At 39.8% G+C, this 23,090-nt stretch carries 20 protein-coding genes and 3 pseudogenes; 3 read left to right on the top strand and 20 right to left on the bottom strand.

The genetic code is table 11. The annotated features are described in order from the left end of the window. Positions 1 to 171 precede the first annotated feature (171 nt). Together ACPC57_RS06850 and ACPC57_RS06845 are read left to right on the top strand one after the other, a co-directional pair. Entirely contained in the window at positions 172 to 762 is a 591-nt protein-coding gene (locus ACPC57_RS06850; protein WP_434066557.1) for a type IV toxin-antitoxin system AbiEi family antitoxin domain-containing protein, read from the top strand. Further along, positions 759 to 1,604, top strand: coding sequence for a nucleotidyl transferase AbiEii/AbiGii toxin family protein (locus ACPC57_RS06845; RefSeq protein WP_111679138.1), 846 nt, complete (start codon positions 759 to 761; stop codon positions 1,602 to 1,604). The genes ACPC57_RS06850 and ACPC57_RS06845 overlap by 4 nt, the downstream gene beginning before the upstream one ends. Positions 1,605 to 1,690: 86 nt before the next feature. Here ACPC57_RS06845 and ACPC57_RS06840 read toward each other — a convergent pair whose 3' ends face one another. The 16 genes and pseudogenes from ACPC57_RS06840 to hemW form a co-directional block, all read right to left on the bottom strand. Further along, entirely contained in the window at positions 1,691 to 4,492 is a 2,802-nt protein-coding gene (locus ACPC57_RS06840) for a phage tail tip lysozyme (protein ID WP_434066556.1), read from the bottom strand. 1 nt (position 4,493) lies between these two features. Continuing rightward, positions 4,494 to 6,843 (bottom strand): annotated as a pseudogene (locus ACPC57_RS06835) (VirB4-like conjugal transfer ATPase, CD1110 family). Then, positions 6,800 to 7,153 (bottom strand): PrgI family protein, encoded by a 354-nt coding sequence (locus tag ACPC57_RS06830; RefSeq protein WP_039671053.1) that lies wholly within the window; start codon positions 7,151 to 7,153, stop codon positions 6,800 to 6,802. The pseudogene ACPC57_RS06835 and the gene ACPC57_RS06830 overlap by 44 nt, the downstream one beginning before the upstream one ends. Positions 7,154 to 7,214: 61 nt before the next feature. Further along, positions 7,215 to 8,069 carry a conjugal transfer protein TrbL gene (locus tag ACPC57_RS06825; RefSeq protein ID WP_172036569.1) on the bottom strand — a complete coding sequence of 285 codons (855 nt, stop codon included), beginning with the start codon at positions 8,067 to 8,069 and terminating at the stop codon, positions 7,215 to 7,217. An 18-nt stretch (positions 8,070 to 8,087) separates the two neighbouring features. Beyond that, complete coding sequence (locus ACPC57_RS06820; protein ID WP_001072171.1) at positions 8,088 to 8,330, bottom strand: hypothetical protein; 243 nt, start codon at positions 8,328 to 8,330, stop codon at positions 8,088 to 8,090. Positions 8,331 to 8,347: 17 nt separating this feature from the next. Further along, positions 8,348 to 10,165: a VirD4-like conjugal transfer protein, CD1115 family gene (locus tag ACPC57_RS06815; protein WP_434066555.1), complete on the bottom strand. Its 1,818-nt coding sequence runs from the start codon at positions 10,163 to 10,165 to the stop codon at positions 8,348 to 8,350. Beyond that, positions 10,165 to 10,653, bottom strand: a complete 489-nt coding sequence (locus ACPC57_RS06810) for a hypothetical protein (protein ID WP_220017028.1) — start codon at positions 10,651 to 10,653, stop codon at positions 10,165 to 10,167. Before ACPC57_RS06810 ends, ACPC57_RS06815 begins: the two co-directional genes overlap by 1 nt. A gap of 76 nt (positions 10,654 to 10,729) precedes the next feature. Next, positions 10,730 to 11,314, bottom strand: a complete 585-nt coding sequence (locus tag ACPC57_RS06805; protein ID WP_434066554.1) for a CPBP family intramembrane glutamic endopeptidase — start codon at positions 11,312 to 11,314, stop codon at positions 10,730 to 10,732. Between the two features lie 2 nt (positions 11,315 to 11,316). Then, entirely contained in the window at positions 11,317 to 11,550 is a 234-nt protein-coding gene (locus tag ACPC57_RS06800; protein WP_014621275.1) for a hypothetical protein, read from the bottom strand. Positions 11,551 to 11,558: 8 nt separating this feature from the next. Beyond that, entirely contained in the window at positions 11,559 to 11,942 is a 384-nt protein-coding gene (locus tag ACPC57_RS06795; protein WP_000895325.1) for a hypothetical protein, read from the bottom strand. Positions 11,943 to 11,952: 10 nt separating this feature from the next. Continuing rightward, positions 11,953 to 12,381 carry a hypothetical protein gene (locus ACPC57_RS06790; protein ID WP_434066553.1) on the bottom strand — a complete coding sequence of 143 codons (429 nt, stop codon included), beginning with the start codon at positions 12,379 to 12,381 and terminating at the stop codon, positions 11,953 to 11,955. Further along, positions 12,365 to 13,720: a DNA (cytosine-5-)-methyltransferase gene (gene dcm, locus ACPC57_RS06785; RefSeq protein ID WP_434066552.1), complete on the bottom strand. Its 1,356-nt coding sequence runs from the start codon at positions 13,718 to 13,720 to the stop codon at positions 12,365 to 12,367. Before dcm ends, ACPC57_RS06790 begins: the two co-directional genes overlap by 17 nt. A gap of 148 nt (positions 13,721 to 13,868) precedes the next feature. Beyond that, positions 13,869 to 14,687, bottom strand: coding sequence for a replication initiator protein A (locus tag ACPC57_RS06780; protein WP_039671059.1), 819 nt, complete (start codon positions 14,685 to 14,687; stop codon positions 13,869 to 13,871). A gap of 330 nt (positions 14,688 to 15,017) precedes the next feature. Continuing rightward, positions 15,018 to 15,314 (bottom strand): annotated as a pseudogene (locus ACPC57_RS06775) (NUDIX hydrolase); the annotation flags it as partial. Continuing rightward, positions 15,301 to 16,041 carry an acyl-ACP thioesterase domain-containing protein gene (locus ACPC57_RS06770; protein ID WP_217374925.1) on the bottom strand — a complete coding sequence of 247 codons (741 nt, stop codon included), beginning with the start codon at positions 16,039 to 16,041 and terminating at the stop codon, positions 15,301 to 15,303. The gene ACPC57_RS06770 and the pseudogene ACPC57_RS06775, both read right to left, overlap by 14 nt. 13 nt (positions 16,042 to 16,054) lie before the next feature. Further along, on the bottom strand, positions 16,055 to 17,194 hold the full coding sequence (gene hemW / locus ACPC57_RS06765) for a radical SAM family heme chaperone HemW (protein ID WP_312951461.1): 1,140 nt from the start codon (positions 17,192 to 17,194) through the stop codon (positions 16,055 to 16,057). A 24-nt stretch (positions 17,195 to 17,218) separates the two neighbouring features. Between hemW and ACPC57_RS06760 the strand changes: the two genes are divergently transcribed. After that, a complete protein-coding gene (locus ACPC57_RS06760; protein ID WP_434066551.1) occupies positions 17,219 to 17,866 on the top strand; it encodes a VanZ family protein in 648 nt (215 codons plus the stop codon). A gap of 238 nt (positions 17,867 to 18,104) precedes the next feature. On the opposite strand, the pseudogene glgP reads toward ACPC57_RS06760, so the two are convergent. The 4 genes and pseudogenes from glgP to ACPC57_RS06740 all read right to left on the bottom strand — a co-directional run bounded on the left by glgP (position 18,105) and on the right by ACPC57_RS06740 (position 23,079). Further along, positions 18,105 to 20,373, bottom strand: a pseudogene (gene glgP / locus ACPC57_RS06755) (glycogen/starch/alpha-glucan family phosphorylase). Between the two features lie 177 nt (positions 20,374 to 20,550). Continuing rightward, on the bottom strand, positions 20,551 to 21,267 hold the full coding sequence (gene deoD / locus ACPC57_RS06750) for a purine-nucleoside phosphorylase (RefSeq protein WP_277836721.1): 717 nt from the start codon (positions 21,265 to 21,267) through the stop codon (positions 20,551 to 20,553). Positions 21,268 to 21,552: 285 nt separating this feature from the next. Continuing rightward, the gene (locus tag ACPC57_RS06745; protein ID WP_434066550.1) at positions 21,553 to 22,260 is read right to left on the bottom strand and encodes a glutamine amidotransferase-related protein; all 708 of its coding nucleotides are present in this window, start codon (positions 22,258 to 22,260) and stop codon (positions 21,553 to 21,555) included. Between the two features lie 9 nt (positions 22,261 to 22,269). Next, positions 22,270 to 23,079 (bottom strand): purine-nucleoside phosphorylase, encoded by an 810-nt coding sequence (locus ACPC57_RS06740; RefSeq protein ID WP_277745641.1) that lies wholly within the window; start codon positions 23,077 to 23,079, stop codon positions 22,270 to 22,272. Between the last annotated feature and the right edge of the window lie 11 nt (positions 23,080 to 23,090).

The following is a 23,090-nucleotide window of genomic DNA, read 5'->3' as shown; positions in this document are numbered from 1 at the left end:
GTTCTAGGAGAAACTCTCTTTTTTGTACAGCTCGTAGCCCAAGTTCAATACCATCATAAAAAAGAAGGCTTGATTTTGTTATCACAATCAGTTCAGGGAAAAGAAAATGTTGCTTTTACACTACAAATGTTATAAAATTGTAGTGTAAAAGCAACATAGAAAGGAGTAAGCATGTCAAAAAAAGAGATTCTACTTGAATTTATAGAAAACCACAATGGCATTATCACCTATAAAGATTGTAAAGCTCTAAATATTCCAACAATATATTTGACAAGACTAGAAAAAGAAGGAATTCTATACCGCGTCGAAAAAGGAATTTTCCTAACCCAGAATGGAGACTACGACGAATACTACTTCTTTCAGTACCGATATCCGAAAGCTGTTTTCTCATATATCTCAGCGCTTTATCTGCAACAATTTACAGATGAAATTCCTCAATATTTTGACGTAACCATTCCTAGAGGCTACCGTTTTAATACTCCTCCAGCAAATCTGAACATTCATTCCGTTTCTAAGGAATATAGCGAACTAGGAATTACACTTGTAAAAACCCCTATGGGAAACGAGGTAAGAGTGTATGATTTAGAACGTATTATCTGTGATTTTGTGATTCATCGAGAAAAAATAGATACTGAGCTTTTTGTCAAAACACTTCAACATTACGGAAACTATTCTAAAAAAAATCTTACAAAACTCTATGAATATGCGACAAAAATGAACACCTTGGACAAGGTCAAACAAACTCTGGAGGTCCTAGTATGAATAAAGCTAAGCTAACAGCACTCTGTCATAAAATATCAAAGAATACTGGATTAACCTTTAATTCCGTGATGACCTATTACTTTCTTGAAGTGATTTTGAAAAAATTAAGTCAGAGTACCTATTCAAATCACTATATATTCAAAGGAGGATTCCTACTGTCAAATGTTATCGGAGTTGAATCTCGTAGCACGGTTGATATTGATTTTTTGTTCCATCAAATAACACTTTCAGAAGATACTGTGAAGCAGCAACTCAAAGAAATTTTAGCAGATTCCGAAGAAGGTATATCTTTTGTGATTCAATCAATTACAGCTATTAAAGAAAGCGATGACTATGGTGGCTATCGAGCAACAATTTCGTGCCAACTTGAGAATATTAAACAAGTTATCCATTTGGATATTGCGACAGGTGATGTTGTAACTCCTCAGCCGATTACATACGACTATAAAGCTATTTTTGATGAAGACAATTTTCCAATCATTGCTTATACAATTGAAACAATTCTAGCTGAAAAACTTCAAACCATCTATTCACGTAACTTCTTGAACAGTAGAAGCAAAGATTTTTACGATGTTTATATTCTTTCAAAACTGAAAAAAGAAGACATTGACTTCATTCAGTTGAAAAATGCCTGTCAGAGAACATTTTCATATCGCGAAACAGAACTCGATTTTGTAAAGATTATTGAACTACTCGAGAGGTTCAAATCTGATCCTATTCAGAATAAACAATGGCAAAATTATTCGAAAAAATATAGCTATACAAAAGGGATTTCACTTGCAGATGTTCTTGATGAGATGATTAGTCTTATTACAATTATTATTTCTACAGACTTTGATTAAAACATTTATCTGCCCCACTAGGTAATCGTGACAAAAAAATAAAAAAGATATACTAACATTTATTCATTTTGTTAGCATATCCTTTTTTATTTCGTCGTATAAGCAAAACTCAAGCTACTATCCACTCCCGATAATTTACGGAAGGTGTAGTTGGGATTGCCATTGTAGTTGGTTTCGGAGATAAGGAATGAGCCGTCTGGGTAGACTTTCTCCACAAAAGCTACATGTCCGTATTCTGCTGGTGTGCCATGTCCTCCTCCCGCAAATGAAAGTATAGCTCCTGCTTGCGGACTTGTTCCAGTCTCACCACCAAGGCTTGCGGCTGTACGCACCCAATCTTGGCCATTGCCCATGGTACTGATAATTGGAATCTTCTCACCGTTTTTACCTTTGAGTTTTAGACCCAGTTGGTTGATACGGGCTGCAACTCCCCAAGTACATTGGCCGTAGGCATAGCCCATACCATCACCACCTCCTGGAACGGAATTGTCAAAAAGGTCTCCTCGTACAGCTTCAAGTGCTGTTGGATCACTTTGGGCGGTTCCACCATTGGGTTGGCTAAAGCCTTTCTCAATTTGGTAATACCACTCACTTGCTCGTGTCTGACGTTCAAGTAGCTTATCACCACTATTTCCTTCCCAGTAAATGAGAAAGAGTTGGGCAAGACTAGCTGGACTTCCTGAATTTTTGAAGAAGTCCTGTAACCAGTTGGTGTAATAAGGACTATCCCCATCCAACATGAAATCTAGTTGTAACCCTAAGTCATACCACTTTTGATGTTTTCCTTTGGCATATTCGAGCAATGAGGTATGTCTGCGTGAACCATCTGCAGTATCTGTCCATTGGCCTAAGCCTAAACCACGTTTGAGAATATTTGGGTAACGTCCATTGTATATAGTTGGACCATTGAGTGAGAGCCAGCCCTCATCATCCCACGAACTGTCTGTTGCACCAATCGGGGGAGATAGATAGTCGCCTTCCGCACGTTTGGGGTTAATAGAGGATTCTACCGACCAATTTCCTAGAATGGCTGCGATAGCTTGATTAGTCGCACCTATACTTTTGAGATAGTCATAAATCACCTTGGCTCTCTCAAACTCATCGCCGCCAAACTGACCGATAGTTGGAAGAAGGGTAGTCTGAACCTGAATCACGTTTGGAAAGTAGAAAGCTGGATTGACATAGACCAACTTATCCGTGTCATCATCAACCTTTTGATAGGTGACTTTTAGACCCGTTCCGTCTTTGGTCTGACCAATAATGTCTCCTGCCAAGACTTGTTGATGTTCACTCACTCGACCTGAATGAATGCCAAACAAGGTTAGTTTAGTCTTATTCACTCCCTTACCTGATGTCAAAACAATGTTCTCTCCATCAAGAGATACCTTGCCATCCATCGGAGCCACAATGACTTGACCTACTTTTGCTTCTAAGATGATATGGTGATGAAGCGTTGGTTTCTCATCAATGACCTCATAACCATATCGGTAGGTCATGTTTAAGCTATCCTCATCGGTCTGTCCCTGAAAGGGATTGTCCAATTCTTGAAGGGCTAAATAGTTGCCTTCTTCGGTCAATTCCTTTAGCTCTTCTTGGTCCTCCTCAGACAGCTTGTAAGCAGGTTCTTTATACAAGTCAGACATGGATTTAATAGAATCACCACCATTTAAGTCCGTCCACACCTGACTGAGAAATGCTTTGTAGGTCACACCACTTGTTTCTATAACATCATCTAACTTGTAGTCTTGGTATTGATGATTCATGTAAACCATGACCTCATCAATTTTGGTGTAGTAGGTAATCCCTTTTTCATTGGTTCTCGTATGTTCCGCATCTTCCCACGTCATGTGGGTATAGGCCTTGGTCAATTCCATCTCATCTTGTTGAATGACACTGCTACCTGAGACACTCATGAAAAAGCTCATCATCAAAAGGAGTATCAAGAGAATGCCTGAGACAATCCAAGTCAAAGGATTTCCCGCAAGTACAGAAAAGAAAGTCATACTTCCCTTAATGGCTTGGACGATTCCTTTGAAACCTGCGACACTTTGTTTTTTGGCAAGCTTTAAAAAGGTTTGGTAGCGTCTTCTTGGTTTAATAGGTTTCTGGCGTGTGAATCCTTTTCCATTTTTGAAGTTCTGGAATCGTTCCTTTCCATGAGAAATTTTTGATTTGGTAATCCGCACACCAGTCTGACCACTTTTTACCGCCACTTTACCTGCTTGATAGGTAAACCTTCCATAGCGTCTGGCTTTTAAGCTAGTATCCTTTAAGGTTCTTAGACCATCTAAATCATCATCCTGTGCTATCAGGTCAAGGGATTCAGAAGCAGCTAAGCCTAATCCAACTTTGACTTTGGTAGAACTTTTCTTAGACTTTCGGACTTTCTTGAGTTGTTTAACCTCACGCTTTGCAGAACTTACGTCTTTTTCTGCACTTAACCGATCAAATGATTTTTCTTGGTGAAACTGAAAGCGAGACTTCAGGGAAGGATTTTCTTTTTGGAAAGTAAACTTGGGATTAACTGCCTTTTGCTTCTCACTTAGTTTCACTTCTGACAAATGTTTTCTTGCCGTCCTCAAACGCTCTTGAGCTTGAGGAAGTCGATAGTTCTTGATTTCCTTTCCCCTTAACAGTCTAGGAGACACATAGGTAATTTCCTTTAGGAACTTCTCTTCTGCTTCCTCTTGGCTACTGAATAGATTTTCTTTTAACTCTGTTTTCTTATCTTGAAACAGAGAATTTTGGGCTGGTTTTCGAAATAGGCCATTTTTAAGAACAGTCTGTTTTAAGTCTCTAACTTCTTTCCGATAATGCATCCGGGCTGATTTTAAGTTGCTTCGAAAGTTTTGCCTAGCCTGTTTGACTAGCTTTTTATCCTCTTTCATCTCATGTCCTCATTTTTTCAGGGTCCGTACTCATGATGTCAAAGAGCTTGGTGTGTTGTGGAATCTTATTTTTGAATGGGACAACGGTGGAACCAGCCTTGATTAGGCCAGCCCCTTTTTCAGGATTGACCAAGTATTTCTCCAGTTCCTTGGAAAGTCCAAGCATATGCACCAATTCTTCGCGATCGCTCTTGGCCTGTTTTAAAAGAATCATAAACTCGCTATTGGCAATAATACGTCTGCCATTGGCATCCAAAAGAAGCGTTTCTACATTCTGAGTAATGCCTGTCGGTATCGCCCCATACTTACGGACACGACTCCAGAGTTTAAAGAAAAAATCAGAGGCATACTTGTCCAATAAAAGTAGCTGCATTTCATCAAAGTAAATCCAGGTCTTCTTCCCTAGCTTTTGGTTTTTGACCACCCGATTCCAAATTTGGTCAAAGATAACCATGAGGGCAATTTGTTTTAATTCATCGCCTAACTTTTTGACATTGTAAATCAGGAAATGACTGTCTGTTTTGATGTTGGTGCGATGTGAAAATATGTCCAGCGACCCTTCCACATAGAGTTCCATATCTAGTGCCAAGTCCTTAGCTTCCTGTTCAGGTTGTTGAGATAAGACAAAGACCCATTCGACCAGGGACGGTGTGTCAAAATGCTTATAGGTGAGTCTTGTCACACGGTCAATCAAGGACTTTTCACGGCCATCCATTTTGCGGTCCAAGAGCTTTCCAATCCAAGACAAGAGAAATTCGGACTTGACCTTGACTGGGTCCTCATCCATATTCTCATCTGATAGATCTAAGACATTTAAGAAGGTGGTAGAATCTGGGGCAATATCAATACTCTCTCCACCAAAGGCTTGACCGATAATGCTGTACTCGTTTTCTGGGTCAACAATAATAATTTCAGTATCGCAATCTGCTTCCTTGAGCTTAGTAGAGATGATTTCATGTTTTGTCGCCATCCCTTTGCCAGCTCCAGGTCCCTAAAATCAAACCTGACGGAGTATTTAACTTGCCACGGTCAATACTGATGATATTACTTGAGATTTGATTGATGCCATAAAATTTCCCACCCTTGTCCTGAATATCTACGGAAGTCCAAGGTGCATTCACGGCAATATTTGAAGTCAATAGAGACCGAGAAACACCTTCGAGATAGTTCTTCCCAAATGGCAAGAGACTATTAAAAGCAGCTTCTTGCATGTAGGTCAAGTTATCGATAATCATATCATTAGACCCTGCAACTTGCTTGATAATATCAAGAGATTGTTTGAGTTGATCTTCAGTATCCGCCAGCACGCCAATTAGAAATACGGTGTCAAACAGTTTATCTCCTGTTTGGGTCATGGTTTGAAGAAGAGCTTCAGCTTCATCGATGTTGTTCTCAAGAACATGGCCGACCTTCTCCAAATAGATTCCAGTCCGAGCCATTTTTTGTTGTTCACCAATCTTTTGTGATTCCATCAAGGTCTTCTTGGTTCGTAGCTTGGTCATGGTTTCAGACTTGGTAGAGCCTTTGGCATGTAGGCTAATCATCACTTCCAAATCTGACTGCATGAGGTCTCGAATAAATTTATCCCCTAGCTCCATACCATAGTCACGAACATAGACAATTTGTAATAATCGTTCGTCCAATTCAATATGATTCTTGTGTTTAAAGGAAAGGTAGGTTGGGGCAATAAAGTGTTTGGTGGATTGACCTGAGAGAGTCAAATCCTTGTAAGAAAACGGTAAATGATTTTCACCTCGTAACATATCCGCAAGGACATTCACTCGCTCCTCTCCACCGAGCAGACCAAGAGATACATCAATCTCTGAAAAGCCACTCTTGAAATATTCTCCAATTTGTGACAGAGAACGAAAAGCTAGTTTTGGTGTTTGGTCGCTCTTGCCAAATGAAAGAAACTTGACAGCTGAAAAGTTGTTCTCACCCGCCTCTAAGTTGGCATCCATCATACGATTCAATTCATCACGATAAGCATCAAACCCATCTTCCTGTAAGGGATAGAGAATACTCTTACGGAATTTTTCCAAATTAACTTTTTGATTGAAGATGGTCAGTTGGAAATTAGTCTTATCATCCAGTGAATTGATTAAATCGGAATATTTCTCAACAATAGCTCCCTTATCGTCTAAGCCAACTGTTTGATAATTAACATCTCCTAAGAGATAGGTTTGTGAGAAATAACTTGGACTGACCTGCATAAGGCCATTCTGAAAAAGCCCTTGATAAGCTAACGTATTTATGGTAGACGGTCTAATCTCCTGCTTCTGCGTTTTCGTCTTTTGCTTTTGGTCATTAGAAGATGTCTTTGGTTTCATTGAGTGTTTTAATTTTTTCACGTTGGTCTCCTTTTCTTCCAGTAAATGTACGTTCTGGTACTGTTAGTTCAAAATGAAAACGGTACTTGAGATAGGTTTCAAATGGTAAATCGTTGGGGCGATAGACCCCAAATAACATGAGTGGAATGGTAAAGCTAAAAACAAAACCATAGATAAACCAATCCCCAAATTGCCAGTAAAATAGGTTCAAACCCAATACCAAAATGGTTATGGCGACGGCTGGAAATACAAAAATAACCTGTCTAGTTGTAAATCCTAGCCATGCCCTGTGTTGAACCTTTGAGATGTCCTTAAAGACACGTGTGTTCATAAATGTTCTCCAATCTAAGTAAGCTATAAAAAGAGGAGGCGAGATATTGACTCCCTTCCTCCTACATCCCCAAAATACTTCGGGCGGTTCGTTGACTGCCAACTAAGGCAGTGATTAACAATATGGCCTGTACCAAGCCACCAAACATAATGGCGAGTGATTCCATCACTCCAGCTCCATTTGATACGGCAATCTTTCCAGCCGATTCAAACAAGGGAACAAGAGATACAATTAGAAAAATCAAAATACCTTGAATGGCATAGACCATGATGTTTTTAAGGTAACCAATCCCAACACTTCTCCAGTCATCACTAAGGAAGGTCGGAATGGTAACAGGGGCAAAAGGAATCATCAGATAGAGTTGGATAAAGCGAATGGTAATCAAGATATTGACAACCATGATACTGGCCATTCGTACCAACCAAATGAGAATCGCAAAAAAGCCAATAATCATTTTTCCTACAATTCCAGATCCCTTAATGCCTGATATGGTATCGTAATTAGCACCACCATTCGTGACTAGCCCTGCCACTTGTTCAATAACATAAGAAGCAAGGGCAATAATGGCTTCCACAATAACCGTCGTATTGGTAATCACGATCGCAACCATGATGTAGCTGACAATCATAGGTGCTATGGCTTCAAAGGTCATTGCACCACCTGAGTTTGCGATTTTCTTGGCCATTTTTGAAAATTCGAGTACGAGAACAACCGCAAGAATAGCTACTCCCAAGGGCTGCATAATCCCCTTTGTAATGGCTGTCATGTAAGACCACACCGTTGGATTAAAGTCCGCTAGTGACTTAACCAAGTTGGCGGTTGATTCTAAATCCACTTGAAACCCTTCAAAAAGGCTATCGCTAGATACTTTTTCAGAGGCTAGATATACAAAAGGTGACGTAAAATTCATCATCATGTCATGTGCTGTCCTCCCCTAAATGGTAATCTGAGTCACAAAAGCACCCGCGGCTCCCACCATGACTCCACCAACAATTTCTAGAATGGCATTTCGGACACCTGGCCCACCATCTTTAATGTTGGTTGAAAGGTTGATAATGCCCATGACAACAAGAAAGGCTCCTACTGCAATCAAACCTTTTTGTAATAGAGACATAGCTTGGGAGAACATGGAGCTGGCGTCCACTCCGTAAACAAAGCCTGATAGTTTTTGATTCATATAATTCCTCATTTCTATTAATGTAGTGTCGTTTCTGTGCTTAAATCCCTTATTTTATGGTCTGACAAATCTACCTCTTCCTCAGCGGTTAGGGGATTGATATGATAGTGCCACCAGCGTACATCGGTTTCCTTATCCGCAAGCCATTTCCAATTCTTATGTTTGAGCGGAAAATATTTCTTGGTTCGAAAAACAGGAATCCCTGCAATGCGTACGAGGCACTCATCTCGTTTCATATTCCCTACTTCATCAGCCGTCATCAAGTCACGGGCAATTTTCTGGTGGGAGGTCGAACTTGAACCAGTCTGCCCAAAAGAACGACTGGTGCTTCTGACATCAACGGTTTGTTTGCCTAAAAGACCACTCATAAATTTGAAAGTTTCCTCGTCATTTCCACCCAAATAGAGGAGGCTGTCACAGTTCCCCAGTATAGTTTTCCAAGCCTCTTTTTCCTTATAAAGTCCTTGGAGTTGAGCAATATTTTGCAAGATTGGAACCAGACTCATGTTCCTAGAGCGAACTGTTGAGGTTTGTTCGGCAAAGTCTGGGATTTCTCCGACATTCGCAAACTCATCCAGATAGCTTCTAACATGAATCGGCAGTTGCCCTTTAAAGTCAACATCAGCCTGCCTGGTCAAAGTGGAGAAAACCGTAGAGAAAAATAAAGCAGATAGAAAACGAAAGGTCGTATCATTGTCTGGAATGACAAGATAGACCATGGTCTTTTGAGTGCCCCACGTTTTCAAGTCCATAGAATCTTTTTTCGTCAAATCAATCACCGATTGGATATTAAAGAGGGCAAATTTAGCTGTTGTGACCGCAATGACCGAATCCAACGTCTTATCCTTATAGTTTTGAAAATCTGCCCAGTTTCGCATGGTAAAGTTTTCGTGACCGTATTTTTTTGCATAATCTTCAAACAGGACTTCAAGAATACTTTTGTCCTGATTGACTCCCTTTGATAAGAGTTTGATGAGTTTCCCAATCTCAGAAAAGGCTGGATAACGGCCACGCTTACGTCTTGCTTCCTGCTCTTGCTTAGAACTTCCTGGAGGATTGTAAAAATCCACCAAGTAAGAGGCAATAGCTCTCACCAATGTCATGGAAGCCTCATCCCAAAATGGATCACTGCGTGAACCAGACCCACGGGTATTGTTAAAATAGACCGTTAACATGCGGTTCAAATCATTCTCTGTTTCTACATAACGAAAGGGATTAAAACCGTCTGAATTGGTCATATTAACCAAGTCTAAAACCTTGACCTGATAACCGTTTTCTAAAAAGAGTTTACCTGTCTTCTCAGCCAAATGGTCTTTAGGATCTACGACAATATTGGAACAATTAAGTTGGATAAGGTTGGGTTTCACAAAGCGAAAGGTCTTTCCTGCACCAGAACCCCCAATGACAATCAAATTTTTATTTCGGTCAAACTGGGGTTTCTTCTTTTCCAACAAGGTTAGACGAACATCACGAGCCAAAATCGTGTCATTAAAAGGATTCTTACTGTAAAAGTTCCGCTTTTCCTTACTGGTTCCAAATCGTGCAGAACCGTATTCTTCCCCTTCTCGATAGACTTTCTGTCCTGTCGATACATAAAGATAGACTAGTATCATCGTTAGAACCCCAAGGATAAAGGCAAGAAGAGATTTTTGAGTAAAGGAAAATAGCCATAAAGGATTGAAAACCTGATTTAACCCCTCTCCTAAGAGGTAGGCAAATCGTTCCATAGGTGGGGCATTGGTTAAACTATCATAGAGTAGAGTTAGACGATGGCAGAAATAGCCAAAGGCGAGACCCAAGAGACCAAAGACAAATGCTTTTTGCCTGGAATACATTACAAGGTCACCTCCTTGGTTTTGACTGCCGAAGGTTCTGTCACTCTAATTTTCTCTTTGGCGAGTTCTATCTCTTGATCCAAGGTTTTATCAAAGGTTAAACCTTCTAGCTTCTCTGGATTAGACATCAGTTTCTTCAACAATTCATCCAAGTGATGATCGAGCAAGGTCTTATCCTTGGCATAAAAGTAGAGATAGTCTTTTTGCCAACTAATTGCGATTGGCAGTTTTTCTGACTCCATCAACTCCTTAAATTTCTCCACATCGATTGGCTTATCCAGTATGTCTTTACTAACATCTATCGCTTCAATTGCGTAAGGGCTTTGAAGGAGTTCTTCCAGTTTTTGAACCCCAATCTTATAAGCTGAATCTTGAGCTAAGGCTTGCCTAGCCGACCATTCTAAGAGCTTTAAGAGAGTTCTAACTGTCAATAAACTACTTCTTTCCACGTATTGTATCGCTTGACGTTCTTGTTGTTCAGATGACATGGTGACCTCCTCTTATTTGAATTCCCTATCAAACATAAGGTGCTTCCATAATACGGAAGAACTCTTGATTTTGGTATCACAAGAAGGTTAAGACATAAACCAAACTATTCCAAAGTAAATGTAAGGTGATTGCCGTCATACAATCAGTTTTCAATCGAACAGCAGCCAAGGTCAAGCCAAGACAGCTATACATGAGCCAATTCCCTAACTGATTGGGTCCATGGGATAGAACAAAGAGAAAACTGGTCACGCCTATTTGTACAAAAGGGAATGTCAATTTTTCCCACAGCAACTGCCTATAAACAATCTCTTCAAGGACACTTGCATTGACCAGAAACAATAAAAAGATAATAGGAGGAACCTGCTTTCCTACTTGTACCAATACTGCTTGATTCCTAGTCTGCACTGAAAATAGGAAACTGATGAAGACTGCAAAAGCAACCATAGCCACAAAGCCAAGAAGCAACCAACTTAGGCGTTTTTGCAAGGTCATATTTTTTCCTTGAACAGTTTTATGACGGGCAATCTCTAAGCAAGTAACACTTAATAGGATCAATTGTAGCAAGACTATACCCTCTATTGTTAGATACTCTTTCAGGTATAAACTCACCAGAAGACCGTTAATCTGTATGGCTAGATAAAACACCACTATCCTTATCATTGTCACCTCTTGAATAAATCTTCATAATCAATGTCTAAGACTAAAACGATTCGCTCAACCCATCTTGTTTGTGGCATCAGACGATTGGATTTGTAATGTCGCAGTTTTTGATAGAGGCGATTAAACTCACTGGGATAGACATATTGACCTTTGAATACTTTGCGAGCTAGTTCTGCCCAAGTGATTTCTCTTTCTGAGAGTATAATTTCTAAATTATCCCAAAATCGTTCATTCATCTTCACACCTACCCTGTCACTTGTTTCATCAGGCTGGCCTGAAACAGCTCTTCTTTTACCTGTCTGGGTAGAAATGTTCTCACTTCGTCTAGTCCAATAGCTGGATAGACATGATTCTGACAGACAATGAGGGGCAGACGAAGGTTTTGGTCTGGCTTTTGGAGAATAAGCTGAATCATCTCATTCAAACTTATCGAATATTGACGCTTAAACCGAAGAAATCGTGGCGACAGCAACTCAAAACAATCCGTGGTTTTGGCAAAGAGTGACAATAAGATTTCACGGTTTACATCACATGCTTTTGTACAACGATAAGCCACTCCATAGGTCGTCAAAATGGTTAGTAAGTCTTGATTTGTATTGGCATTATTTCCTAGATATACCTCAAGCATAGGCTCCTCCTTATAGGGTTAGGCTATTTTCAACTGTTTGTTCAGGAGTTGAAAAATAGCGACTCATATCAATGGGCAACCGTCCTTCACCATAGCACTTGACCGTCACTAGAGTCGTTACAATGCCATCCTTTCCCCTAGCAGTATAATTTTCACCAAAGGCACGAAAGGCCAGGTGATTGTCTTTCGTCAATAGTGTATCTACACCATTTTTAATATCCCTAGTTTCCATAAAATCCGAAATCCTATGAAGATTGGATTCGTAGAAAAGAGGATCATTCATCTCTTTGTGGTAATCATCTTCAAAAGTCACCTCAAAGTCACAATCAAAATTGGGGAGTGATAGAATTTTTTCCAGTAACTGAATGGTTTCAGCTTGGTGAATACGTTCTTCTAATTCAGTACACTCTAGGATACTTTTCTTATGTAGTAGGTTCATGTTTTTCTTCCTCTTCCGTTCTTCTAAATTCTCTCGCAATGGCTTCAATAACTGTGACAGTCACGCTATTGCCGGCCTGTTTGTATAGTTGGCTCTTACTAGAAACACCCTCTGCTCTTTCATAAGCCCAGTCAGGAAAGCCTTGAAGTCTGAAACACTCTCTTGGTGTCAGTCGTCTTATTCTCAGGCGATAAAGTTTTCCCTCTAAGACAATGCCTGTGACTTCATACCACTTATCCTGTCGATATTCCAAAGCAGCAACCACTACTCCCATATTGTCTGAAGTCGTCAGAGTATTGGATATTCCCTTTCCCACTCGTCCCCTACGTTTGGTTGAGTCTGGATAAGCCAGATTGACAGAGTCTCCAAGAGTCGCCTTTGCGTACCCTCTTTTTGTGGCTTCCTTGACTTTCAGAAATGGCAGCTCCTCCCTCAGCAAAATCTTTGGCACCTTGTCTCCACCTTGCATGGTGGTCAAGGTCGGTGACAAGCCAGAAATGTCAAATACTCTTCCAGTCTGGTCAAAGCTAGTCGGCAGATTTCCTGCGACAACAAACCCGTGTTTGTCTTGACTGGTCAAAGTAAACATAGGGTCTTGATTGTCCTTAAATCGACGACCATATTGCCGTTTTTCAATTCTATCTGGTGTTAAGACTGGAATGGCGATTTTAGCTCCCTCTCCTTTACCTCTTGTTAGTGTAGGAGCAAGTCCACTCGTCAGATAGACTTCACCATTCAAACCACGGTTAGATGGATTGATATTGCCTAGCCTTTCAAGATGAGCTGGGCTGTTTTCTCCTCTGAGAGGAAATATGAATCTGGAACGGTATCTTCTAGAATGTCCGATAATAAAGACCCGCTCTCTGTTTTGGGGCACTTGAAAGTCTTTACTGTTAAGCACTTGCCATTCGACATCATACCCCAATTCATCCAACGTGGAGAGGATTGTGGCGAACGTCCGTCCCTCGTCGTGATTGAGTAGGCCTTTGACGTTTTCCAAAAATAGAAAACGTGGTTGGATTTGTTTGGCCGCTCGAGCAATCTCAAAAAAGAGAGTCCCTCGAGTATCTTCAAATCCCAATCGTCTGCCTGCGAGTGAAAATGCTTGGCAAGGAAATCCCCCGCAGATGATGTCCACTTGCCCTCTAAATTGTCTAAAGTCATGGTCTGTGACCTCTTTAATGTCATGGTATTCTATTTCCCCTTCTGTGTTAAACATAGCTTTATAAGATGTTCTAGCGAATTTATCAATTTCACAAAAGCCCAGGCATTTATGACCCTGTGATTCCATCCCTAGCCTAAAACCGCCTATCCCAGCAAATAAATCTAAAAATTTCATTTTTCCTCTCTTTCCAACTAAAAAAGAGCCTTACACTTGTAAAACTCTTGCTTATATATCATCATCCATTTCTGGTGCACGGATGATTTCAAAAATCAAAATGACAATAGAAATCAGATAGATTCCACCTAGTATCCACCAAATCAACTTAATCACCTCCCTTTACTTCTTGTCGTCTCAGTTGCTTGGTCCACTCTGACAGCACTCCATTAAATACGTATTCAGCTATTACTTCCGCTGACCGAGCAAATCGCATATGTTCCAAAGCATACTGATAACGGTCACTAAAATAGAGCATGGCATAGTCACTAGCCGACTGAGATAGACCTGTCTGTCTTAACTGGTCATGAACCAAACCCCAAATATAGTCTCGATCGTACTTGGTCACGCCATCGACTTTTGAAGTAAAGTTCTCTTCTTGTTTCTCATCTACTAGCTGCCTCTCCTCCTCGTCCTCAATAAGGAAATCACTCCCTTTAGTTTCACTATATTTAGTCTCACTTCCTTCAGTCTCACTAGGGGCTGAATTTAAGACCGGCCCCGTCTTTCTTTGAGACCCCCCTAGTGTTTTTTTAACACTAGCCCCGTCAGTATGTAAGACTGGGCTAGTTTCATGTTCTAATTCCCCCAAGTAAATTTTATTTGCCATACGACCTTTTTCACTAGAGGACTGTTGGACTTCATCAATTAAGCCATAGTCACGTAAAGTTTTCTTGATAGAGAGTAATTTTGACTTTGAACAGCCTAAAAGTGCCATCAGATTTGAATTGGAATAAATCAAGTAAATAGCCCCATCCTCATCAATCCAACCTTTACTCAAAGACAACTCCAACCGATCCTTTAAAACCGCGTAGGCTACCTTAACTTCCAGCTTCATATCCTTATAACGTTCACTCTCAAACAAGACTTTTGGGAGTTTATAATAACGCTCTGATGTCTGATACTGATTAGCGGTAATACGTTTCATGATTGTCCCTCCAAGACTAATAGACCAACATTCCCCATGTCATCAAATTGAATGAGTCCTTTTTCCTCCATTTCAGCAATTAACTGAGTTGCTTTCTCAATATTTATTCCCATAATCTCCATGAGATGACACATCACAATTTATCGTGATGACTGCTTATTCTTTTGCATGATTTTCCTCCTGAAAATAAAAAAAGCGAGAACACTTATTAAAATGTTCTCGCTAAAGCATATTATTTTTAAAATCTAAAAAATTCCTCCTTAATGACAGATTGTAGAACGCTCAAATCCTTGATTTAACAGCGTTTTAAGCACCTGTCATTATTATGACACAATCCCCGCCAGGCAAAGACCAAAGTCCATCATTTTCCTGAACCAACAAGATTTTGTTATCCTGAAAAATGGCTGCGCGAGTATCAAGTTTCGGGGTCTGATAGCCAGATTCATTACAAAATAGCTCTTTCACTACTTCCAAAGGTTGCCCCGAAGGCTCCACTAACATTTCTGCCGCAATTTGCCGCACTTCTTCAAAACGTTCAATATCATAAACATCTTTCCCATAGGCTAAACCTGTTTGAGCGATGGCTTGTAGACGCACAGCCCAGTCCAACCACTTATCTTGCGTCATCTCTTTTCCTCCATTCAATTGTAGCTTGTGCATGAATATGCCCCTCTACAACGATTTCATGTTGGCTATGTAATGCTGTTGTAACCAATCGAGAACTCACTTGACTTGTAGGAGCTACTTCCTTGATGTATTTTAATTGAATTTTTTTAGGAACATGGCAGAGCAGAAAATCGTATCCTAGCGATTCATACATCCATTCTAAGTACTTACTATTGTTGACATGACCATTCATATCCAAATCAAAATAACGAACCGAAAACTCCTGAACAAATGGTGCATCCAGCTCATGGTATTTGGGTGCCCGTGGTAATTTTTTGACCTGTTCAGATTGAAATGGCTCAATCAATACTTCTGGAACTGGAGCTACCTTTCGAGTTTCAAAATCAATCAACACAAAATAGCAGAGAATATCGAGTAAAAGATTGCCATTTTCATCATAAATATAGAACATCCGATGGCAGAAAAATTTATTATAGGCAATCGCTTCTGTCACAATGGTGATGGTCTCATTATAAGTTGGTAAGCGATGAATGTTCAGCTCATAATCAGTCACTACCCAGATTAATCCAAATTCTTCAAAAATAAATACATCACTTCTTCCAACTGACTCTGATTGACGTCCTGACACTCCCAGACAATATGAAATAAAAGCTGGTAATTTAATTTCATGTTGCACATCACACATATCAAATGGAATAGTTACATTTTCTTGGTATTTTAATCCCATTTAGCTCACCCCACTACAACTCTTCAATAATAAACCGTTCAGCAACTGTATCGCCAAGAAATAATCCTTTTTTCGTCATTCTAAGCCAATGGTTCTCCTCCTGTAAGAGACCTTCATTTATTAAGTCTCTGACAACCTGACCATATCGTTCTTCAAATGAGATGCCAAATTTTTCTTCAAATCGTTCAATCGAGACACCCGTTTTCTTTCTCAGGCCTAAAAACATCTCTTCTTCCATCTGCTCCGTTTTACTGAGAAATTCCTCATGTAAACGTGAATGACCTTTCTCACGAATTGATTTGAGATAGTGCTGAATCGGGCCTCGGTTACGATAACGCATGCCATCCAAATAGCCTGAAGCCCCTGCCCCTAATCCATAATACTCCGCATTATCCCAGTACATGAGATTATGACGACTTTCAAATCCTGGTTTGGTAAAATTAGAAATCTCATAGTGCTCAAAACCATTTTTTTCTAACTCCCGAAGGATGTAATCAAACATATCAGATTCTACGTCCTCATTGGGCAGATGAAGATTTCCACGGCGTTGGCGATTCATAAAGACCGTATGATTTTCCAAAATCAAGCTATAGAGACTCATATGGGGAATATCCAATTCTAAGGCCTTTGCAACATTGTCTTTGACTTGCTCCATGGTCTGACCAGGTAACGCATAGATAAGATCTATGGAAATATTATGAAAACCAGCTGCTTTTAGTGAAGCAATGGTTTCATAAATTTGGGCTTGATTATGACTACGACCAATTTTTTTTAACATACGGTCATCAAAGGTTTGAACCCCCAGTGATACACGGTTACACTTAGATTTTTTTAGAACTTCAATTTTGTCTGCTGTCAGGTCACCAGGGTTAGCCTCAATAGTAAATTCCTCCAGTTGAGATAAATCCAACAAATTCTCAAGATTGGTCAAGAGGTAGTCTAATTGATCTGCTGACAAAGCCGAAGGTGTTCCGCCACCAATATATAGGGTCCGAAGGGCTGGGAGGTCGTAAAACTTGACCTCTTCCATGAGGCCGGACAAATACTCATCGACAGGTTGGTTTTTGATAAATACCTTGGAAAAGTCACAATAGTAACAAATTTGAGTGCAAAATGGAATGTGAATGTAGGCTGATGTCGGTCGTTTATTCATAAAATCTATTATAGCACATTGTCAATGAAAACTTTTTTTGGAGCCACACTTTACTTCACTCTAAAATATTCGTATAATAGAGATGAAAGGAGACTTTTAATGAACAAAGAAAGAATATACGATAGCATCAATCTCATCCTGTCATTTTTAGTCTGCCGCTGGATTTTTATGACTTTTCTTTTTTTCCAGTTTTCGACTCTATTTATGACTTATGATGTCATTCCGACACTTGCGGCAATCCTGTTAATGACTGCGTTTTGCTTTAACATATTTCGATTAATTTATCGACCAAAAATTTCTAGACCAATTCTCTACTTTTTCTATTGTAGCTATTTTCTTATCCTCATTTATCTCCTATTTTTCAAAAGTATTGGCGTCAAAGGTTTCAACTGGAATCTCTTTTCCACCTTCACACAAGACCTTTTTCTCAACCCAGCTGTCTTAGTCTTTAACCTCTTATTATTTTTACCCCTAGGATTGCTCGTTCCCTTTTCTTGGAAAAAATTAACTCTTTTTATTGGTGCAATTCTGATAATTGAAGTATGCCAGTACACTTTCTCATTAGGTTTCTTTGATCTTGGTGACATCCTGCTCAATACAATCGGTTTTGTCCTTGGAAATTTCATTGGACGATCAGTAATTGGTCAATTCTTCAAAAATATAGTCATTTGAATTAGCTTTGATACATCGTCGCTTTCGCCTTGCCGTACTCTAGTACAGCCTGCGTCTCAGCTCCTTGTCTGAAAGTTAATTCATTCGACTATAAAATTCAAAAAAAATAAATCTGGATAACTAGTCTTTAACATAAAAAATAGCTTAGAAGGACGTCATCAGCAACGTTGATTCTAAGCTATTTTTTTCTAATGTTGTTCAGAGTGAGATTTTTTTAGATTATCTGTCCACATTTATGCTATTTAGCTTCCAAATGCCAGATATCTTCATTGTACTGTTGAATCGTACGGTCTGATGAGAAGAATCCAGATTTGGCAATGTTGACAATCACTTTTTCAAGCCAGCTATTACGGTCTTCATAATCTGTCAACATGCGTTCCTTGGTTAAAATGTAATCTTCCAAGTCTAAGAGGGTCATAAAGTGGTCATTGTGTTTCAAATTATCTTGTAAGCGCCATAGACGTTCATCAATACCACCCGCATGACGAACGACATCACTAGTAATGAAATCAATCAATGGACGGATTGTATCGCGTTCGTAGTAAGCGTATGGGTGGTAGGTTCCATTTGCATAATGATCAATAACAGTTTGACTGTCTTGACCAAAAATGTAGATGTTTTCATCACCAACCAATTCATGGATTTCTACATTGGCACCATCATCCGTACCAATTGTCAACGCACCATTCAACATGAATTTCATATTGCCAGTACCAGATGCTTCCTTAGATGCAAGAGAAATCTGTTCGGAAATATCTGCTGCTGGGATAATATAACTCGCCTCGGTTACATTGTAGTTTTCAATCATCACCACTTGCAAATGCGGGGCAACATCTGGGTCATTTTGAATAACTTGTGACAATACTAATATTAAGTGAATAATATCTTGGGCAGTTGTATAGGCTGGTGCTGCTTTTCCTCCGAAGAATACGGTTAATGGTCGGGTTGGGATATTTCCAGCTTTGATATCCAGATATTTGTAAATGACATATAATACGTTCATTTGTTGTCGCTTGTACTCATGCATGCGCTTGATTTGCACATCAAAAATGGATTCAGGGTTAACCTCTACACCTTGAGTTTTCGCAATATGACGTTGCAATTTACGTTTATTATGTTGTTTGGTTTCTTCTAACCAGTCTTTAAGTTCCTTGTTTCCCTTGAAATCCAAAAGTTTTTCCAATTCACTCGCATCATGGTGATAGCCGTGTCCGATTAAGCAATCAAAGTAGCTTGCCAGACTTGGATTCGCATGCATTAGCCAACGTCGGAAGGTAATCCCGTTTGTTTTGTTGTTGAATTTCTCAGGATAAAGCTCGTAAAAAGCCTTCAATTCTGAAGTCTTCAGGATTTCTGTGTGAAGGTCCGCCACTCCATTGATGGAATAGCTATAATGAATATCCATGTGAGCCATATGAACACGGCCTTGTTCATCAATAGTGTTCACCGCTGGATCGTTCTTGACAGCTTTCGCACGACGGTCCAATTCTTCGATAAATGGTACCAGATGTGGCAAAACACGGTTTAAGAAATCAAGTGGCCATTTTTCCAAAGCCTCTGACAAAATGGTATGGTTGGTATAGGCCGTCATCTTTTTCACGATTTCAACCGCTTCATCAAATGAAATACCACGAAGTTTTAACAAACGAATCAATTCAGGAATGACCAAGGAAGGATGGGTATCATTGATTTGAACGACAGCGTAATCAGGCAAATCATGCAGATTAGAACCTTTGGTAATCGCCTCATCAATCAAGAGTTGCGCAGCATTGGACACCATGAAATATTGTTGAAAAATCCGAAGGACTTTTCCTTCATCCGTCGAATCATCTGGGTAAAGGAAGAGAGTCAAATTGCGGAAAATGTCTTCTTTATCAAATTCTATACCATCATAAATGATATTATCATCAACTGAGCCTAGGTCAAACAAGCGCAAACGGTTTTTCCGTTCCATTTTATAACCTGGTACATCAATATCATAGAGCTTTGAAGTCAGTGTGAAATGAGCAAATGGCACCCGATAAGAAATCGGTGATTCCGTTAACCAGGAATGCGGAGTAATCCACTCATTTGGAACGGCAGTCTGCTGATGGTAGGCAAATAATTGACGAAAGAGACCAAAATGATAGTTGAGGCCAACACCATCACCATTTAAACCAAGACTTGCTATCGAGTCTAAGAAAAAGGCAGCTAAACGACCTAAACCACCATTGCCAAGTGACGGTTCTAATTCCATGTCTTCAATGGTAATCAAATCTTTGCCAGCTGCAACCAAATTGACTTTTCACTTCATCATAAAGTCCTAGATTGATTAGGTTGTTCGATAATAATTTCCCAATCAAGAATTCAGCTGAAATATAGTAAACTTTTTTCTTCTAATCGTTGGTATACTTAGCTTCACTTTGTTGTTTAGTAAAGGCTAATAAAGCATAATAGAGTTCTTGGTCTGTGCAATCTTCGATACGTTTGGCATACATAGACCGAACAAAATTTTGTAAGTTGATCATTCTTTTTCTCCTTTTGGAAACTTATTTATGTAAGTATTCACGAATGTTTCTGTTAAAAAATATAACCGTTTTCTATGTTATACCTTATTCAACAAAAAAAGACAAACCAAGTTCCGTACAAATAGAAATTGGTTCGCCTTTCAAACGATTGCGTTTTATAGCAATCTAGCTTTTTTATCATTCATCAGCAATCAGAGTTTCCAAACCAACCTTCATCATATCAGTGAATGTGTTTTGACGCTCTTCAGCTGTAGTGTCTTCTTCTGGATTCACCAAACTATCAGAAATTGTCATAATGGCAAGGGTTTGAACACCAAACTTAGCACCCAAATAGTAAAGTGCGGCCGCTTCCATTTCTACAGCTTTCACACCCAATTTCCCTAATTCCAAGTTCCGACTGAATAGCTTTGGAGAATAGAAACTATCTGATGATAAGACATTGCCCACATGGGTTGTCAAGTTAAGTTCCTTAGCAATATGATAAGCCTTATCCAGCAATTCAAAATCAGCAATTTGGGGTAAATCATATTCTGGCCAGTCAATATTAATCATTTTTGAATTAGTGGCTGCCCCTTGAGCAAGTACCAATTCACGGACATGAACATCCTTATTTAAAGAACCGGCTGTTCCCACACGAATCAATTTTTTTACGCCATATTCGTTAATCAGTTCATGTGCATAAATAGAAATAGATGGCATACCCATTCCTGTTCCCATCACAGAAACACGATGACCTTTGTACGTACCAGTATAGCCAAACATATTGCGGACTTCATTGAAACAAATAGCATCTTCAAGGAAGTTTTCAGCGATAAATTTAGCACGAAGTGGATCACCAGGCAGTAAAATCTTATCAGCGATTTCACCTGGTTTTGCGGAGATATGGATAGACATAATTAATATATAAAGGGCATTAAAAGGGATCGGACAAAACTAAGAAGTCGCTCAAAAACCTTCATTTTCAACAACCATTATCATTTTGTACTAGACCTTAGCTTATATTTAGTTACACTCTATAAGCTACCCTATTCCTTTCTGTATTTTCAGAATAAGCCTCCTTGCAATTAGGGCGACAACTATTCTGTTTTTAGTTGGGTATATTGTGGACTGAGACCGTATTTTTGCATAGAAATACGGCGTGAGTTTAATGAATACATGCTTTTTTTCGAAATACTTGCTTTAGGTATTATTAACAAGACGCTCCAAAAATAACCATAAGCCTTGATTCATCGTCGAATAGTCATAATCGAGGATTTCCTGTGCAAGCTGACAATAGGGTTCTTCCTTTACTTGTTGATCATAATTGACTTCATGGGCTAGTAAAGCCTTTACCAAATCCTTCGAAAATTCCAGGTGACATTGGAAAGCGTAAACCCTGTCCGCGTACTTGACAATTTGACGTGGACAGCCTTTGGAGGTTGCTAAGACAATCGCTTGACTGGTCAAACCTGGCATATCTCTATGCCAGTGACCAACCACCATACCATCAGTTATACCTGCTAGCAAATGATCCTGACTTCCTGCTTCTGTCAAGTAGATTGGAAAATTCCCAATTTCTGGATAAGGACTGGCTTCAAATTGAGCACCCATAGCTTGGCCGATTAACTGGGAACCAAGACAAATACCAACGACATATTTTCCCTCTTTCACTGCCTTTCGAATCAAACTGATTTCTGCATCGGCATCATAATATGGAAACTCTTCCTTTGTAGAAGCTGGGTTTTGAGGTCCTCCCATCACAATCAACATATCAAAATCAACTGCCTTAGGTAACTGCTCATACCGATAGACCTTTGTCATACTGATGTCGTAGCCCTTCATCGCTGCCCAAGCTAAATAAGCACCGGGGGCCTCAAATGTTTCGTGGATAAGAAAATGAACCTTCATACTGACTCCTTATAATTCCGCCAAGATAGCTTTCACCAAGCCCTTGAAGTTGTCCTTGATTTGCTCGGTTACTTCTACAACTTCTTCGTGATTGAGTTCAGATTGGAAACCAGCCGCAAAGTTTGTAATAGCAGAAATTCCCAAGACTTTCATACCTGAGTGAGCAGCCACGATAACCTCTGGTACTGTCGACATACCGACTGCATGTGCACCCATAGTCTTGAAGGCCAGGATTTCAGCAGGTGTTTCATAGGTAGGACCTGTCACACCTAGATAGACACCATCGTCCAACTTGATGCCCAATTTTTCCGCAATGGTATGGGCTTTTTCACGGTATTCTTTAGTGTAGGCATTGGACATATCTGGGAAACGTGGACCAAATTCTTCCAAGTTTGCACCAATCAATGGGTTTTGACCTGTCATGTTGATGTGGTCAGTAATTGCCATCAAGGTACCTGGACCATAGCCGATACCGCCTGCGGCATTTGTCACAATCACTCCTTCGCAACCGAGAGCTTTCATGACACGGACAGGGAAGGTCACGACCTCCATAGGATTTCCTTCATAAAAGTGAAAACGACCTTGAAGGGCCAAGACCTTACGTCCTGCCAAATCACCGTACACCAACTTACCAGCATGACCAACAACCGTTGATTTTCCCCAGTTCGGAATTTCTGCATAATCAATAACAATGGCATTTTCAACTTCTTGAGCTAATTCACCCAAGCCAGACCCCAAAATCAAACCGAATTCAGGTTTCACTAGACCTTTTTCTTCCAAGAACGCTTTTGTTTCATAAATTTTTTCTACTAATGTCATAAGTTCAATGA

Origin of the sequence: Streptococcus sp. VTCC 12886 (genome assembly GCF_049893425.1) — a bacterium.
Classification (GTDB): Bacteria; Bacillota; Bacilli; order Lactobacillales; family Streptococcaceae; genus Streptococcus; species Streptococcus suis_AA.
Note: the sequence above shows the minus strand (reverse complement) of the source record. Positions and strands in the feature narration are given on the sequence as shown.

What these genes read in the sequence shown, in the direction of transcription:
- ACPC57_RS06850 (WP_434066557.1), top strand. Translation starts at nt 172, where the DNA reads ATGTCAAAAAAAGAGATTCTACTTGAATTTATAGAAAACCACAATGGC.
- ACPC57_RS06845 (WP_111679138.1), top strand. Translation starts at nt 759, where the DNA reads ATGAATAAAGCTAAGCTAACAGCACTCTGTCATAAAATATCAAAGAAT.
- ACPC57_RS06840 (WP_434066556.1), bottom strand. Translation starts at nt 4,492, where the DNA reads ATGAAAGAGGATAAAAAGCTAGTCAAACAGGCTAGGCAAAACTTTCGA.
- ACPC57_RS06830 (WP_039671053.1), bottom strand. Translation starts at nt 7,153, where the DNA reads ATGAACACACGTGTCTTTAAGGACATCTCAAAGGTTCAACACAGGGCA.
- ACPC57_RS06825 (WP_172036569.1), bottom strand. Translation starts at nt 8,069, where the DNA reads ATGATGATGAATTTTACGTCACCTTTTGTATATCTAGCCTCTGAAAAA.
- ACPC57_RS06820 (WP_001072171.1), bottom strand. Translation starts at nt 8,330, where the DNA reads ATGAATCAAAAACTATCAGGCTTTGTTTACGGAGTGGACGCCAGCTCC.
- ACPC57_RS06815 (WP_434066555.1), bottom strand. Translation starts at nt 10,165, where the DNA reads ATGTATTCCAGGCAAAAAGCATTTGTCTTTGGTCTCTTGGGTCTCGCC.
- ACPC57_RS06810 (WP_220017028.1), bottom strand. Translation starts at nt 10,653, where the DNA reads ATGTCATCTGAACAACAAGAACGTCAAGCGATACAATACGTGGAAAGA.
- ACPC57_RS06805 (WP_434066554.1), bottom strand. Translation starts at nt 11,314, where the DNA reads ATGATAAGGATAGTGGTGTTTTATCTAGCCATACAGATTAACGGTCTT.
- ACPC57_RS06800 (WP_014621275.1), bottom strand. Translation starts at nt 11,550, where the DNA reads ATGAATGAACGATTTTGGGATAATTTAGAAATTATACTCTCAGAAAGA.
- ACPC57_RS06795 (WP_000895325.1), bottom strand. Translation starts at nt 11,942, where the DNA reads ATGCTTGAGGTATATCTAGGAAATAATGCCAATACAAATCAAGACTTA.
- ACPC57_RS06790 (WP_434066553.1), bottom strand. Translation starts at nt 12,381, where the DNA reads ATGAACCTACTACATAAGAAAAGTATCCTAGAGTGTACTGAATTAGAA.
- dcm (WP_434066552.1), bottom strand. Translation starts at nt 13,720, where the DNA reads ATGAAATTTTTAGATTTATTTGCTGGGATAGGCGGTTTTAGGCTAGGG.
- ACPC57_RS06780 (WP_039671059.1), bottom strand. Translation starts at nt 14,687, where the DNA reads ATGAAACGTATTACCGCTAATCAGTATCAGACATCAGAGCGTTATTAT.
- ACPC57_RS06770 (WP_217374925.1), bottom strand. Translation starts at nt 16,041, where the DNA reads ATGGGATTAAAATACCAAGAAAATGTAACTATTCCATTTGATATGTGT.
- hemW (WP_312951461.1), bottom strand. Translation starts at nt 17,194, where the DNA reads ATGAATAAACGACCGACATCAGCCTACATTCACATTCCATTTTGCACT.
- ACPC57_RS06760 (WP_434066551.1), top strand. Translation starts at nt 17,219, where the DNA reads ATGAAAACTTTTTTTGGAGCCACACTTTACTTCACTCTAAAATATTCG.
- deoD (WP_277836721.1), bottom strand. Translation starts at nt 21,267, where the DNA reads ATGTCTATCCATATCTCCGCAAAACCAGGTGAAATCGCTGATAAGATT.
- ACPC57_RS06745 (WP_434066550.1), bottom strand. Translation starts at nt 22,260, where the DNA reads ATGAAGGTTCATTTTCTTATCCACGAAACATTTGAGGCCCCCGGTGCT.
- ACPC57_RS06740 (WP_277745641.1), bottom strand. Translation starts at nt 23,079, where the DNA reads ATGACATTAGTAGAAAAAATTTATGAAACAAAAGCGTTCTTGGAAGAA.